Raw genomic sequence first — 14809 nt, forward strand, 5'->3', positions numbered from 1 at the left:
ATCGAATTGCTTGGGGATATTCTCATGCTTGCGAACGATTTGCAGGTCCGATCCAACCGGCGTCGGCAAGACTCGCGGGTCTTCGGCCTGAGGATGGCTTTCACGAAAGCCTCATTGGCCGTCATCGCCCCGCTCTTCCTCGGGTGCCCCGTCCTGGCCGAGGAAGGGTCTGCCTACCAACGCCGAGAGGATGTCATCTACGGTCGAAAGTTTGGCACGGCGCTGACGATGGACGTCTTCACGCCGGGCAAAGGAGCCAATGGTGCGGCCGTCGTGATGGTCATTAGCGGGGGTTTCCTCTCCTCCCACGACGCGATCCTGCCCAACTTCGCCAGGCCATTGCTCGATCGGGGTTACACGGTCTTTGCCGTGGTCCACGGAAGCCAACCCCTCTTCACGATCCCGGAGATGATCCAAGATATGAATCGAGCCGTCCGCTACATCCGCCATCACGCGAAAGAGTTCGGCGTCGACCCGGGGAGGATCGGGATCACGGGGGCTTCGGCCGGCGGCCATCTCTCGCTCATGCAAGGTCTGGCAGGTGGCCCTGGAGACCCGAACGCGAAGGACGCGGTCGACCGAGAGTCGAGCCGGGTCGAGGCGGTCGCATGTTTCTTCCCGCCGACCGACTTCCTGAACTACGGCGAGGCCGGTCGAGAACTCATCCAGGCCAAGGACCACGGCCGGTTCTTCCGCCCCGCTTTCGACTATCGGGAACTCGACAAGGAAACCAACCTTTGGGTGACCATCTCCGACCCGGCGCGACTCCGCGAGATCACCCGAGGCATCTCGCCGATCACCCACGTGAGCCGCGACGACCCACCCACATTGATCATCCACGGCGACTCCGACCGACTCGTGCCGTTGCAGCAGTCGGAAGTCATCGTGGAGAAGCTCAAAGGAGCCGGTGTGACCGCGGAATTGGTCGTCAAGCAAGGCTCCGGGCACGGTTGGCTCACCATGACCCAGGATATGAGCAAGATCGCCGACTGGTTCGACACGCACTTGAAGAACTCGTCGCCACCGAAGCCGTAAACTCGTTCGAGTGTGTCGAAACCGGCAACAGTTTCGACGGAAAGGCGTAAGTGAACCGAGAGTTTCGGGGAGTCTTATCCAAGGGCGGAGGTGAAGTTGTGGTGGTCATGCCCTGCCCTCCCCCTCGGTCTGGGGACGTCTGGCCCGCTGACGTGTTGCGGGCCAGGCTCCGGATCCGGAGAGCGGCGTGGATCCGGTAGGAGATGACACGATGTCGGCGTCGATGGTGATATGGCTCGCGCTCGTGGCCGCCCCGGCGGGTTCGGATCTCGAACGGGCGAAGGCCCTCGAAGTGTACCAGGTCGCGCGAGATCAGACGTCTCATAACGCCGATGCCCAGGTCCGGCTGGCACTCTGGTGCGATGCCCACGGCCTCAAGGCCGAGCATTTCAAACATCTCGCCTTGGCGTTGATCACGGACCCAAACCATCTGGTCGGTAGAGGCCTCCTGGGGTTCGTCTCGTACCAGGGCCGTTGGCAGCGCGTGGACGATGTTGCGAAAACCGTGGAGGCCGATCGAACGCTTGCGGCTACCCTGGAGGCGTATCGCGCCAAGAGGGCGACGCTGGGCGAACGAGCGGACGACCATTGGGCCCTCGCGATCTGGTGCGAGCAGAACGGTCTGGTTTTTGAGTCGCGAGCCCACCTGTCGACGGTGACCCGGCTCGACCCGACCCGGGTCGCGGCCTGGAAGCGACTCGGATTTCGGCAGTCTCGAGGTCGATGGGTATCGACCCGGCAATATGAGGCCGCGATCGAAGAGCGAGCGGCGAGGTCGAGAGCCGAGCGGCAATGGCGAGTGACCTTGAAAAAGTTACGGGGCCAGCTCGAGAAGCCCTCCCGACGCGACGAGACGGAAGCGATCTTCGGCGCGGTGACCGATCCCTATGCGGTGACGCCGATCCTGGAGCTGTTCGGAAGGGGCGGGCCGTCGGACCAACGCCGGGCGGTGCAGTTGCTCGGCCAGATCGACGCCCCCTCGGCCATCCGGGCTCTGGCCCTCCTATGGGTTGCGAGCCCAACCCCTGACGTGAGGCGGGTGGCCTGCGAGACCCTCGCCCGGCGCGACGCTCGCGAGGCGATCCGAATGCTCGTGGAACTGATCCAAGATCCCGAACCACATCCCAATTCGGTGTTCTTCCGAGTCCAGGCGGTGCCCGTGGGGGCATTCGGAGTTGGCTCGCCGGGGATGACCTCGATCGTGAATCGGACCGGGCGGTGGCTCCGAGTCTACACGGTCGACGAGACGTTTTCGCCCCGATTTGCGGTAAATTCGTACGACTACGAGAATCGTGTCGATACCATCAATCATGTTCAGTCTGCAGAATTCGAGATGTTCGCAAATTTGATGATTCAGCAGAGCCTCTCGGAAATCCTTCCGGCCCGGGCTAGGATTCGCGAGCTTAACGATCGCCTGATCGGAGACCTGAAGCGGATCACGGGGGAAGATCACGGAGACGACTGGGAGTCCTGGACGCGGTGGTGGGTTGAGGATCAAGGCTATGCCTACGACTCGACCCGGTTTCGATCGGCTCCCGAAGCTCCGCTGTCCGCCGACGCACCGGCCGAGGTCTCCCGCTTTCACTACTCTTGCTTCGCGGCGGGGACCCCCGTCTTAACCATCCTGGGGCCGAGGGTGATCGAGTCGATCCGGATCGGCGACCGAGTCCTCGGCCAGGACGGGACCACGGGGGAACTGAGCTTCGCCCCGGTTCGCGCGCGGCTCCACAACAAGCCCGCAGCTACCCTTCGAGTCGAGATCGATGGCGAGCCGATCGTCGCCACGGGGATACACCGGTTTTGGAAAGTCGGCCAAGGTTGGGTGATGGCCCGCGATTTGAAGTCGGGCGACGCGGTCAGGATCCTCGGGGGCGTCGGCCGCGTGAGCTCCGTCGGGCTTGCTCCGACCCAACCGGTCTACAATCTCGAAGGCGGCGAATCGCAGTCGTTTTTCGTCGGCAGGACCGCCGCCCTGGTCCACGACAATAGCCCGGTCGTCCCCGTCCGACAACCCTTCGATTCGGTCCCCGAATTCACGAAGCTCAGCACGACACGTCGTCAATCGGCCGACTGATCCGTCAGTGCGTCCGCGGCTTCCCGTTTCGCGGCCCGGACGAGGCATGCCAGGAGCGTAACGCCGAGCAAGAATGTCGGGAGGCCGAGAAGGTCTTCGACGTTCCCTTGACCGAAGAAGGGGAGGTCAACGTCTAGACCATGGACGCAGTAGTAAGAATTGAACACCGACAGCCACGTAAAATAGCATGCCGACGCGATGGGAAGTGCTGGGCCGGACCGGAAAATGATGCCATCTCGAATCAGCCAGTACGAAAGCATGCAGAAGAACACGATTTGATATTGCGCGAATCCCACCTGGTAGAATAGCAGCGTCGTGAGGATCGCCACGACCGTCGCCCCCGTGAGACCAGGCCAGCTTACCCGATACCATGACCAGGCACGCAATAGGGCAACGAACAGAAACACCACGATGAATGAGTCGAGGTTGTTCTCTGACCAGAATCCGCTGATCGGTGAATACCCCCCCCGGAGAAATCGGAAGATCGACAATTGGGTCGGGAACCGCGTCGCCGCGAACGAGAGGGGGCGAAACGTCGCGGCGCCCCACACGAGGTACGCGATCGCCAATCCTAACGCGATGGTCATCAAGGCCGAGACCAGGACACGCCAGCGGATCTTGCCGCGATCCAGGATCAAGAATGGAAGTAGGACAATCGGCATATACTTAAGCAAGACCCCGGAGGCGATCGCAACGCCCGAAACGACGTCCCGATCGCGTACTCGGGCATGGACCGACGCCACACAGACCGACCCCACCAGGATATCGAAGTGCCCGAACACCGGTATCTCTACCCAGACATACGGATTGGCGAACCATAGCAAGAGTCCGATGGCTCCGAGCACCCCGGGGGGATTCCGCTCGACGTAACTCTTGACCAGCCACGCCGCGAACAATAGATAGCAATATGCAAATAATAGTTTCGGAACGAACGGATTGATCCCCGCCAGGAGCCCGAGGATGTTATAAAGGGGGCCGTATGCATTGAGGGGATAGATGCCGAACACCCCGGGGACGAGATACCAGGGGTCGTGTCCGGCGCGGACTTCGGACCAGATCTGGAGGAAGAGCGAATAGTCCTGGATCAAGCCGCAGAGCACGGTCGCTAGCAGGAACGGGAGCGCGAGGACGCCCAAGACGAGGCTCGCACGTCGAGTCGCACGTCGGACGTCGGGAGTCTGCGTTTCGGCGTTACTGGCATCCCAACGATTGAGCAGGACGAGGATCGAGCCGAACAGGGCCCAGGCAATCAGGATGGCCGTGGACGAGTCATACCAACGCGCGAGGTAGAACTCCACAGTGCGCGTGTCCCTGGGACCTTTGAGGTAAGACCGCAGGATCCAGGAATAAGGCCGTCCCGGTTCGGGAGCGAGGATGAGCGGCGGGACTATTCGATGGGCCAGGGCGATCCAGATGGCCGCCGGCCCAAGAAAGAGCGCGGACAGGACGAGGGTCCGTCGGATGTGTGGATGGGTCAAGGCAAGACCCTCGATGGCGGGAGTTTCAAGGGATGGGGCCGAAAAGGTCACCGACGCTGACGAGAATTTGAGGCTCGGTGGAATCGTGGATGACCTCCTCGGCCATGAACGCCAGGCCGAGGAGGTCGATTATGTCGGGGCGGTCAAGGCGTTTTCTTGATCAACCAGATTTCGCCAACCTGGCATCCTCGCCCGTTGGCCCCACGGCCCTGCTGCTCGGTCCAGGTCAAGGTAAGCTCGCCGTCGGCGGTCGCGGCGGCGGGGATGTCGAATTCCACCGGTCGGACCGGGTTCGCTTTCTTGATCAAGGGGTGGACTTCATGCCCTTCGGCATCGAGTCGGATCGTGGGGGTGAGGGCGCTCCCCGAGTACACGACGCGGATCTTGTACTGGGCCTGGGGGTCGAGATTCGGATAGTGGAGACGCAGCGGGGCATCGTAGTAGCTCTCGGCGTTCTGGCACCAGGAGCGTGGCCACTCGGGGCGTGAGCCAAATCCCACGCGAGTCGCACGGAGCATCGGATCCTTGGCCAGGCCGGGGCCCGGGATGAGATGCGGCTGGCGGGACGGGTCGCCGAGATCGTCGTAGAAGCCGCCCGGGCCCGGGTCGGTCCAGTTCAGGATGGCGTCGATCGCCTTGAGCCGATCGGCCTCGTTGGCCACCCCCCGGATCTCGACGAACTGCGACTCCAACCAGATCCGGTTATTCAGAGGGGCGTCGATCGCGTCGAGGTTCGCGCCTCGCTCGGTGCCGATCGCCTGGTAACGATCGACGCTCAACTGCATGCGGATGCTCTGATACAGGGCTTCGCCCAACTCGAAGACACGGGCGCGCCGGTCGGTCGCGACGGGCTGGGTCGTCGCCCGTTCGAGCTCGGCCTGGGCACGGTCGAGGGCCTTGAAAGTTCCGAGTTCTCGGGCCCGGCGGAGGACCTCTCGGGCCGATCGCTCGACCTCGGTCTCATGGCTGAGTCTGGCCTGGAGGAACGCGTCGTAGTAGGCGCGATAGAGGGCTTGCTGGAACCGCCAGTTGAGCAGATCCGCGGGGCTGGCGGCACGTTCCATGTCTCGGAATTGCTGGAGGGTCGGCTCGATCGAACCGTTCGTCAGCAAGGGGCCTTCCCAGTTCCGTTCGAGGGCGAGGAGGCCCTGGGCGAAGTTGTCGGCGTAGCGCTCGCCGATGAGGACTCGGCTGTACTGGCGGAGGATGTCGACGACGTCGGCGTCCTCGTCCCAACCGAGCGAGCTCCAGACGAACTTGTTGACGTCGTCGTTGCACCCTTCGGAATAGGTCAGGAAGCCGATCGTGTCCACCTGGGTCGCGCGGAAGATGGTCGCGTGTTGCTGGGGGCGGGGATTGATCGGCTCTCGGCCTTCGGTCGAGGCGAAGGCAAGGTCCCAGTCGGGGACGGGGAACTGGGATTCACGGGTGTGGGTGATGTCGGGATAGTGCCGGATCGGGTAACTCTTCGGCACCGCCGCCCTCGTCTCCTTGAAGCCGTCGCGGATGTGCGGGCCGTACACGATGCCGGTGAGCCAGGCCGGCTCCTTGGCCAGGATTGCGTAGAACTCGTCCATCCAGGTCTTGTCGAAGCCCTGGGTGGAGACCCACATCTCGGCTTTCGGGTGATGCTTCCGGAGCAGCTCGGTCTCTTTCTCGAGCAGCGCCATGAGATGCTTCGGCTGGGTGTGGCCGGGGTCGCCGCCGGGGACGAAGATGGCGTCGATGCGATTGAGCTTGCGGAAGACATCTTCATACTCTTTGAGCGACTTCTCGACCGCTTTCGGGTCGGAGTAGTCGCGCTCCATGGCGGGATTCCAGATCCAGACGTCGAGCCCGTAGTCGTCGAGGATCCGGGTCATCCCGATCATCATCTCCATCGGCGGCCGGGGGAAATGCGGGCTCTCACCCTCGTCGTCGGAGTTGGGGGGGATGAGCTCGATCGCGTTCGTGCCGAAGAGGGCGAGCTCGCGAATATATTGATCCCACTGGGGGAGATCCCAGGCATCGTAGGAGTTGGTCTTGGGGCGATATCCGAGTTGGTGGCCGCGGACGGGGTACTTGGGCGAGGAGGTCACATCCCAACCCGCGGGCGACAGGACCTTGCCTCGGGTCATCCGCAGCTCTCGCAGGAGCCGGCCGACGCCGAAGAGGACGCCGCGTTCATCGTTGCCGATGACGAACACGGCGGGACCATCCGACTCGGTCCTGATCCGGAATCCCTCGTGGCGAGGGTGGACGTCATCGGCGTTGAACTTCTCCGCGAATCGGCCCGCGAGCTTGGGGAGCGTGGAGACCGGTCCGACGGCGATGACGGGTCGTTGACCTTCGGGCCAACTCTCGCTCACGGCCCACCGGACGAGGGTCCGCTTCTGGACCTCTTCGACCAGGACGGAGACCGCTTTCTTCTCCGGCCCCGACTTCGCGGTCGAGACGACCACGGCGTCGGTTAGGTCGAGCATCCCGGACGTTGCCGAGGCCGCCTCCGCCCGTCCGAGAGCCATCAACCCGGCGAGGACCATCGCAATGAAGCACCCAAGAGGCTGACCCCCGAATCCGCGTCCTCGAACGCTGCCAACCCACCTGATTACAATCATCGTGCCCCCGAGCCGAGTGATCTCGCCAACCCTTCGACCTGTCGAAGAGGAGCCGCATACCGAACCCACCACAGGCGTCGGGATGGTCCGACTTCGGAGGGAGGCTTCGCCCTCTCATGCGTCGGCGCAACGATCCCGTCATGTGGTGGGGGAAGACATGCAAGTTAAGCGGCCGACGCGTCCCACGCAAGACTTCGGACTGGGAAACGGGGGCCGACCATTCGATAAAATTTCCTAGTTTTCTACATAAAATGACGGCCAGGATCGATTACGGGTTGGCCGTACGCCAGCGCGCGACGAACTGGCGATACTCATCCGGGGTGTCGATGCCGACGCTGGGCTCCTCGACGATCCCGACGGCGATTCGGTAACCGGCCTCGAGGACGCGGAGCTGTTCGAGTTTCTCGGTGGTCTCGAGCGGCGACGGGGGGAGGGTGGCGAGCTCGAGGAGGAAGTCGCGGCGGTACGCATAAAGGCCGAGGTGGAGGTAGGCCAGACCGGCCGGACCGGCGGCGTCGGGGAGGCCGTCGCGGTGGTGCGGGATCGGGCTCCTGGAGAAATACAGGGCGTGCCCCGCGCGGGCGCGGACGAGCTTGACGCAGGAGGGGTCTCGATAGACCGCCTCGGAATGGATCGGAGTCCCGAGGGTTGCCATCACGGATCGGGGGTCGTCGTCGAGGATCGAGACGACGAGGTCGAGGGCCTCGCCGGAGATCTCCGGCTCGTCCCCCTGGAGGTTCACGACGATCCGGGCCTCGGGCACTTTCGCGGCGACTTCGGCCACGCGGTCGGTGCCGCTGGGATGATCCGGACGGGTCATCATGCTTTCACCTCCGAATTTTGCGACGGCGTCGGCGATTCGTTGGTCGTCCGTGGCGACGATCACACGCTCGACCCGTCGCGACCGGCCCGCAGCCTCGACGACGTGCTGGATCAGGGGTCGGCCGGTTTCGGCTAGGAGGGGTTTGCCGGGCAGTCGGGTTGAAGCGAACCGGGCCGGGATAACGGCGATGATTTCCATGTTTCGACGAAAACTCCGCCGAGGGTTGTTCCGATACAAGGGTCACCGAAAGAGAGTCGCTCCGGAGCCTGCCCCTCGACAAAGACGTCCACTATAGCTCGACCCGCGGCGGACGCAACGGGACGGGGACGAGTGGGGCTGGCAGGGCGACCGTTGATTTGCAAGCTCCCCTGATCCTGATTGCGAGTCGGCGAGCCTTCGGGCCCGCCTTCCCGACGGCCGCGAAGGAAGCGTGCCGTCGTCCCCGGCGAGTGCCGAGAGGTTATGCCCCGCAGGAAGCCCTCGGAAGGAATCCGACGGTCGGGACCGCTCCGGAGGAGCAGCAACGGTCCACGATCCGTGCAGAGAAGGCGGGGACACGACGTCCTCGTCCCAGGCGCGGTCGCCGAAGTCGTCCCGCATGAACGCGGTTCGACGCCCGGACGACCGCCGGCTCTTTCCGATCAACTATTGCTTGCGCTCTGTCCGTTTCGAGGTTGATGATTTGACCTCGGCGGCCGTGTCTCGTCCCGGGCCAAGCCGGCCCGCGGTTCGACGATGCGCCAGGGAAGGAGGGCGTTCACACTCGAATCGCGGGGCGGCCAGGTCCAATGGCATGGCGGCCGTCCGGGGAGGTTGAATCCATGGGGTGGATCCGAAAGACCCGCCACTCAGCACGTTGTCAGCGCCGACCGAACCTGGAGACGCTCGAAACGCGGAATCTGTTATCGGCGAGTCCTTCGCTCCATCCTGCCCATCACGTCCATCATCTCTCACAGCAACAAGCCCAGCATGTCGTGGCGACGCGACAGTTCCAGGCGGTGCGACACGGCGAGGCGGTCGCCAGGCACGAAGCACTCCATCCCGCTTCGACCGGCTCGACGACCTCGACCGGCAGCGATCCGACGTCCCTCGACGGCGCCCAGGCCGTGCGGAGCACCTACGGGGTCGACGGCTCGGGGATGACCGCCGCCGTCATCGACACCGGGGTGAATTACGGCCACGAGGCCCTCGGCAGCGGGCTCGGCGCCGGGCACAAGGTCGTCGCCGGTTATGACTTCGCCGACGGGACCTCCGACCCGATGGCCACGGCTTCCCAGCACGGGACCGCCGTCGCGGGCATCATCGCCTCGAGCGACAGCCAGCATCTCGGGATTGCTCCCGGTGCCAACATCGCCGCGCTTCGCGTCATCGATAACAATAACCAGGGTGATTTCAACCGGGTCGCCGACGCCCTTCAGTGGGTGATCGACAACCACGCGAAGTACAACATCACCGTCGCGAACATCTCCCTCTCCGACGGCAACAACTACGCCCAGAATTGGTTCGCCGCCGACGACGGAGTGGGCGAAAAGATCACCTCGCTCGTCCAGCAACTCGACGCGCTAAAGATTCCCGTGGTCGCCGCGACGGGCAACAGCTTCAGCGGGCAGCAAGGCGAAGGCTTCGTCTCCATCATCCCCGAGACGATCAGCGTGACCGCGACGAACGCCGCGGGGACCCAGATCACCTCCGACGCCCAGCGACTGGGAGCGGCCGTCGGCGGCTCGGCCGCGACCGACCTCGCGGCTCCTGGCGAAGGGATCGTCGGGCCTTCCAGCGGCAACACCTTCTCGGCTGGCGACGGTACGAGTTTCGCCGCCCCGCAGGTCACCGGTGCCATCATCCTGCTACAGCAGATCTACGAGAGCCGGTTCAACCAACTCCCCACCGTCCAACAACTCGACTCCTGGCTCCAGCAAGGTTCCGACCCCGTTTATGACTCGGTCACGCAGGTGACCTACGACCGCCTGGATATTCCGAAGGCCGCGAGCCTCATCCCCCAGACAACAACTCCGACGCCGACACCGAGCCCAACTCCTTCTCCGACCCCGAGTCCCACACCGTCGCCGACTCCGACTCCGAGCCCGACTCCGTCGCCCACACCCAGCCCGACTCCGACTCCGTCGCCGACGCCCAGCCCCACACCGTCGCCGACTCCGAGCCCGACACCTTCGCCCACACCCAGCCCGACTCCGTCGCCGACGCCCAGCCCCACACCGTCGCCAACGCCGAGCCCGACACCTTCGCCCACACCCAGCCCGACTCCGTCGCCGACGCCCAGCCCCACGCCGTCGCCAACGCCGAGCCCGACTCCGAGTCCCACGCCGTCTCCGACGCCGAGCCCGACTCCGTCGCCGACGCCCAGCCCGACTCCGTCGCCGACGCCCAGCCCGACTCCGTCGCCGACGCCCAGCCCGACTCCGTCGCCGACGCCAAGCCCGACTCCGTCTCCGACGCCAAGCCCGACTCCATCGCCTACACCGAGTCCCACTCCGACACCAACTCCTAACCCAACACCAACCCCGACTCCATCGCCTACACCAACACCGACACCGACACCTGTGCCGACGGTGTATGTCAATGGGGTCGCGATTGCGGACTCGACGGTAAGTTCCTGGGCAAACGGTTGGACGAAGGTTTATTCGAGCCCCACGGCGAGTAGTAACATTCCGAGCTCGCCAACGACTCCGGTCGGAGAAACCATCAAGATTTGGGGAGCGAATACGCAGTCGGCGACTCTTGGCACGACCCAGCCTGTCGGGACGCTACATCCGCTCGGGACGATCTCGGCTGCGTCGCTGCATAAGGCGGCGTTCGGTGCTCGGCTCCGCCACCTGGCGTTTGGCAAACTCGGCCGGCACCGATAGAATCGTCGATCAAGGAGAGTCCGGGCGGCACCTCGTCGCTCGGATTGGAGTCGAAGCCCCGCGTGCCTCTCCTTTGGAGGGGAGGCCCGCGGGGTTTCTCGCATTGGGGAGGTTGACTTGGCCACGACACAACAGACCGCGCTGGTGACCGGCGCGGGGAGCGGCATCGGCCGCGGGATTGCCATCGCCCTGGACGAATTGGGAGTGCGGGTCGCGCTCGCAGGTCGAGAAGAGTCGAAGCTGAACCAGACGCACGGCCTGCTCAAGCAATCGGGCGGCACGGCCCTCGTGACGCCCTGCGACGTCGCCGACCGTGCCCAGGTCGACAAGACGGTTTCGCGGATCCTCGAGGTCTTCGGCTCGCTCGATATCCTCGTCTGCAACGCGGGGACGAACGTGAGGCAGAGGAGCCTCGAGACTCTCGATCCCGCCGACTGGGACCGAATGATCGCCACCAACTTGACCGGGGCCTATAACCTCGTCCACGCCGTCCTACCGTCGATGAGAACCCGGAAGAGCGGACTCATCGTGCAGGTGGCGTCGGTTTCCGGCAAGCGTGCCAGCGTCCTCGGCGGTGCCGGCTACTCGGCATCGAAGTTCGGCCAGGCTGCGTTGGGGATGTGCCTCGGCCGTGAGGAGGGCCAGAACGGCATCCGATCGACCGTCATCTACCCCGGCGAGGTCAATACTCCCATCCTCGATGCGCGTCCCGTCCCCGTCGGCGCCGAGCGTCGCGAGGTTATCCTCCAACCGGAGGACGTCGCGGCGGCGGTCCGATTCCTGGTCGAGCTCAATCCCCGCGCCCACGTGCCCGAGCTGATCATCAAGCCGACGGTCGACGACTTCGCCTGAGCTCCTCGAGTGAGGTCTGGAGCCCAGCCCAACCTCGGCCCCGACCCGACCTTCACCCGACAATCGAGGGACAAGGAATGGAAAAAGGCGGCTGGCCCGGACTTCGCCGGGCCAGTCGCCTTTGTGATTGCAGCTTCATTCAACCGTTCATCTGGCCGGCTTCGATTTCGCCCGTCGCGAACTGGTTGAACTCCAGATATTGGAGGTGGCGGAACAACTTGCTCTCCACCTGGAGTTGTCGCGGCGGCCCGATGGCCTCGACCCGACCGTTGTGCAGGATGATGATCTGCTCACACGAACGGATGGTCGAGAGCCGATGAGGCAGGATGATCAAGGTCCGGTCCCGGCCGAGGCGGGCGATCGAGTCGTCGATCAAGTGCTTGGTGTCTTCGTCGAGGGGCGTGGTCGGTTCCTCGATGATCACGATCGAAGGGTCGTGGAGCTGGGCACGGGCCAGGGCGATGCGGAAGAGCTCGTCAGGCTTTAGGTAATGGCCCAGCGGCCCGACGATCGTGTCGTACCCGTGCGGCAGATCCTGGATGAAGTTATGAGCATGCGCGAGTTTCGCGGCCTCGATGATCCGAGGCAGGGGATAGCTCGGGTCGCCCAGTCCGACGTTCATCGCGACGGAGTCGGTGAATCCGAGGTCCGACTGGAGGACGATGGCCACCTGGGCGCGGATCGATTCGATCGTCACGTCCCGGAGGTCGAGCCCGTCGATCCGGACCCGGCCGACCTTGGGGTCGATCAGGCGAGGGATCAGGCAGACGAGGGCATGCTTCGCATCCTCGTCGAGGCCCATGATGGCGGTCCGCGAGCCGTTTCGGAACTCGGCGGAGACCCCTTCGAGGAGTGTGCGGCCCGTCCGGCTCTCGAGCGTCACGTTCTCGAGGGTGATCCGATCCTTCAGGGGGGGGAGGAACTGGGCCCCGCCGTGTTGATGCAGCTCGGGCTTCTGCTCGAGGAACTCGAACAGCCCGTTCGCCGATCGGTTCGCCTGGCGGATCGTCCGTCCGAGTCGGAACCACTCGACGGCCGGATACACCAGTGCGGTGAGCGAAAGGACCAGCAGGAAGGCGGACGCTGGCGAAAGCCAGTGCATCACGACGACATAGCCGAGAACGCCCACCGCGACGATCGCCGAGGCCCCGAGGAGCAGGCCCATCGTCGGGTTCCAGAGCCCTTCCGTCTTGATACGCCTCGAGTCGGCCTCGTGGTATCGTTCCAGGTGCTCGTCGAACCGTTGCTTGTCGATGTTCTCCATCCCATAGACCCGGACCAGTCTGAGCAGCCCGAGGTCCTCATGGAGGAGGCAGAGTTGCACGGCGGAATCCCGGACGGCGGCATCGGCCAGCAGTCGAGAGTCGCGATTCATGACTCGCGTCGAGAACCAGACCAGGAGGCCCAGCGAGGCGAGGAAGAGGGTCAGGGATGGAGAAATGAAGAAGGCGAACGCGACCAGCCCCAACGCCAGAACCGGCTGACGGAACGAATGGTCGAGATCGGCGAACGACGCATCTCGGATGTCGTTGACTTCTCGAGTCAGGAGGTTTACGACCGGCACCGTCCCTTCCGTCGGGAGCGAGGAGTGTCCCAGCCGATACATCTGACGGTGGATCTGCCGACGGAACGAGGTCGCGAGGTCGGTGACCGCGTTCGCGATGGAAACGCGGCGGAGGTGGGAGACGAACGCAAAGCTGAGCAGGAGGACCGCCGCGAGCGCGAGGAGAGAAGTCAGGGCGCCGACGTTGTTCATCAACGGCGGGATGCGTCGCAGGACGTTGAGCAGCATCCGCGAACACGCGCGATGAACCGGGGAGTTGCTCGAGCGATTCGCCGCGACCAGGGGGAAGAGTCCGCTGTTGTCGAAGACCCTCACGCCTTCATCGGTGCCCGTCACTCGGGATTTCACCCATTCGGGCAACCCCTTGAACTCGTTGGCGGGCAGCCGGGCCACCCCCTGCGTCGTGAGGAGCGAGGTGAGCAATCCACCCACGACCAGGATTGCCAGGAGCAATAACGAATGCAGGACTCCCATCGCGTTGGCCTTGGGCAACGCGAGGGAGTCCGCACTGAGGAGCTTACGCGCGCGACGATACGCGTCCGCTTGCATGTTTCAAATCCCAACGAAGCGGTTGATCGGGCGCAGGCCGCGAACCGGCCGAGAGACCCGCGCGTCGCCACGCGATGGGACGTGCGTCGGGGTCAGGCCAGGTCGCGATCCTCGAACAGGAGGAACGCGAACAAGAGTGCTGCTCCACTGTACAACACGCAATAGCCGAATGCAGGAAGAACGTAGCTTACCCAGGGGATCATCGTCCCGGTCGCGATCGATGGGCCGGCGTTGAAGAACTCCAGCGAGGGGAGGATCCAGGCGAAGAGGCGGGCCATGAAGCTCACAAGCTCGTTCACATCCCCCTTCGTCGCCTCGACGAGCACCGGGCTGAGGTGGCCGAGGAAGAAGATCGCGATGCAGACGACCAGGTTGACCAACATCGGCAAGCGGGTCGAGATCGCCACGCTGATGGCCGCGAGCACCGTCACCTCGAAGAACCCGAGCGCCAGTCCGGGCAAGACCTGACGGACCTGGTCGATCTGCTTCGACAACTCGGCCACGCCCCCCGCCGACTCTCGAAGGTCGTAAGCGTACTTGTACCAAACGCCCATCTCGAACAGGGAACCGAGGATTAGGAACAAGACCAGGACGCCGAGCTCGATCCCCAGGAACTTGCCGACGATGAATTGGCGCCGGTTGATCGGCTTGGACAGGAGGGTGATCGCGGTCTTCCCTTCGATTTCCTCGGCCACCGTGGAACTCGCCGTGAGGAGGGCGAGGAGCAGGCTGGCGAAGGAGATCGTGGTCAGTCCGGTGTCCTTGTACATCTTGATGTCTTCACCGAAGGTGAAGTAGGACACGAAGATCGAGCATACCAACGACGAGCCGGCGATGAACGCCAGCACGAAGAATGCGGGCTGTCGGATCGCCTCCTTGGCGGTCGCGAGAGCGATGGTCAAGGCTTTCATGGTGTGGATGACTCGGGAATAAGAGGACGGAGAAACGGACTTCACCGATCGCTGCCCGG

At 64.1% G+C, this 14809-nt stretch carries 9 protein-coding genes; 4 read left to right on the plus strand and 5 right to left on the minus strand.

Going from position 1 to position 14809, the window contains the following annotated elements:
* The first annotated feature begins 24 nt into the window (after positions 1-24).
* Together ACYOEI_RS03865 and ACYOEI_RS03870 are read left to right on the plus strand one after the other, a co-directional pair.
* Entirely contained in the window at positions 25-1035 is a 1011-nt protein-coding gene (locus ACYOEI_RS03865) for a prolyl oligopeptidase family serine peptidase (RefSeq protein WP_462847984.1), read from the plus strand.
* Positions 1036-1246: 211 nt separating this feature from the next.
* A complete protein-coding gene (locus ACYOEI_RS03870) occupies positions 1247-3109 on the plus strand; it encodes a polymorphic toxin-type HINT domain-containing protein (RefSeq protein ID WP_462847985.1) in 1863 nt (620 codons plus the stop codon).
* Here ACYOEI_RS03870 and ACYOEI_RS03875 read toward each other — a convergent pair.
* From ACYOEI_RS03875 to kdsB, 3 genes are all read right to left on the minus strand, one after another.
* The gene (locus tag ACYOEI_RS03875) at positions 3094-4587 is read right to left on the minus strand and encodes a glycosyltransferase family 87 protein (RefSeq protein WP_462847987.1); all 1494 of its coding nucleotides are present in this window, start codon (positions 4585-4587) and stop codon (positions 3094-3096) included. The genes ACYOEI_RS03870 and ACYOEI_RS03875 overlap by 16 nt on opposite strands.
* 143 nt (positions 4588-4730) lie before the next feature.
* Positions 4731-7109, minus strand: coding sequence for a hypothetical protein (locus tag ACYOEI_RS03880; protein ID WP_462847988.1), 2379 nt, complete (start codon positions 7107-7109; stop codon positions 4731-4733).
* A gap of 343 nt (positions 7110-7452) precedes the next feature.
* Complete coding sequence (kdsB, locus tag ACYOEI_RS03885; RefSeq protein ID WP_462847989.1) at positions 7453-8205, minus strand: 3-deoxy-manno-octulosonate cytidylyltransferase; 753 nt, start codon at positions 8203-8205, stop codon at positions 7453-7455.
* 623 nt (positions 8206-8828) lie between these two features.
* Between kdsB and ACYOEI_RS03890 the strand changes: the two genes are divergently transcribed.
* Complete coding sequence (locus ACYOEI_RS03890) at positions 8829-10874, plus strand: S8 family peptidase (protein ID WP_462847990.1); 2046 nt, start codon at positions 8829-8831, stop codon at positions 10872-10874.
* A gap of 117 nt (positions 10875-10991) precedes the next feature.
* Positions 10992-11726, plus strand: coding sequence for an SDR family oxidoreductase (locus ACYOEI_RS03895; protein ID WP_462847991.1), 735 nt, complete (start codon positions 10992-10994; stop codon positions 11724-11726).
* A 139-nt stretch (positions 11727-11865) separates the two neighbouring features.
* Here the strand turns inward: ACYOEI_RS03895 and ACYOEI_RS03900 are convergent, their stop codons facing one another.
* Both ACYOEI_RS03900 and ACYOEI_RS03905 read right to left on the minus strand, forming a co-directional pair.
* Positions 11866-13839 carry an ABC transporter ATP-binding protein gene (locus ACYOEI_RS03900; RefSeq protein WP_462847992.1) on the minus strand — a complete coding sequence of 658 codons (1974 nt, stop codon included), beginning with the start codon at positions 13837-13839 and terminating at the stop codon, positions 11866-11868.
* 92 nt (positions 13840-13931) lie between these two features.
* Positions 13932-14750: an ABC transporter permease subunit gene (locus tag ACYOEI_RS03905; protein WP_462847993.1), complete on the minus strand. Its 819-nt coding sequence runs from the start codon at positions 14748-14750 to the stop codon at positions 13932-13934.
* Positions 14751-14809 lie beyond the last annotated feature (59 nt).

It is taken from the genome of Singulisphaera rosea, assembly GCF_054877945.1.

What these genes read in the sequence shown, in the direction of transcription:
- ACYOEI_RS03865 (WP_462847984.1), top strand. Translation starts at nt 25, where the DNA reads ATGCTTGCGAACGATTTGCAGGTCCGATCCAACCGGCGTCGGCAAGAC.
- ACYOEI_RS03880 (WP_462847988.1), bottom strand. Translation starts at nt 7,109, where the DNA reads ATGGTCCTCGCCGGGTTGATGGCTCTCGGACGGGCGGAGGCGGCCTCG.
- ACYOEI_RS03905 (WP_462847993.1), bottom strand. Translation starts at nt 14,750, where the DNA reads ATGAAAGCCTTGACCATCGCTCTCGCGACCGCCAAGGAGGCGATCCGA.
- ACYOEI_RS03870 (WP_462847985.1), top strand. Translation starts at nt 1,247, where the DNA reads ATGTCGGCGTCGATGGTGATATGGCTCGCGCTCGTGGCCGCCCCGGCG.
- ACYOEI_RS03890 (WP_462847990.1), top strand. Translation starts at nt 8,829, where the DNA reads ATGGGGTGGATCCGAAAGACCCGCCACTCAGCACGTTGTCAGCGCCGA.
- kdsB (WP_462847989.1), bottom strand. Translation starts at nt 8,205, where the DNA reads ATGGAAATCATCGCCGTTATCCCGGCCCGGTTCGCTTCAACCCGACTG.
- ACYOEI_RS03900 (WP_462847992.1), bottom strand. Translation starts at nt 13,839, where the DNA reads ATGCAAGCGGACGCGTATCGTCGCGCGCGTAAGCTCCTCAGTGCGGAC.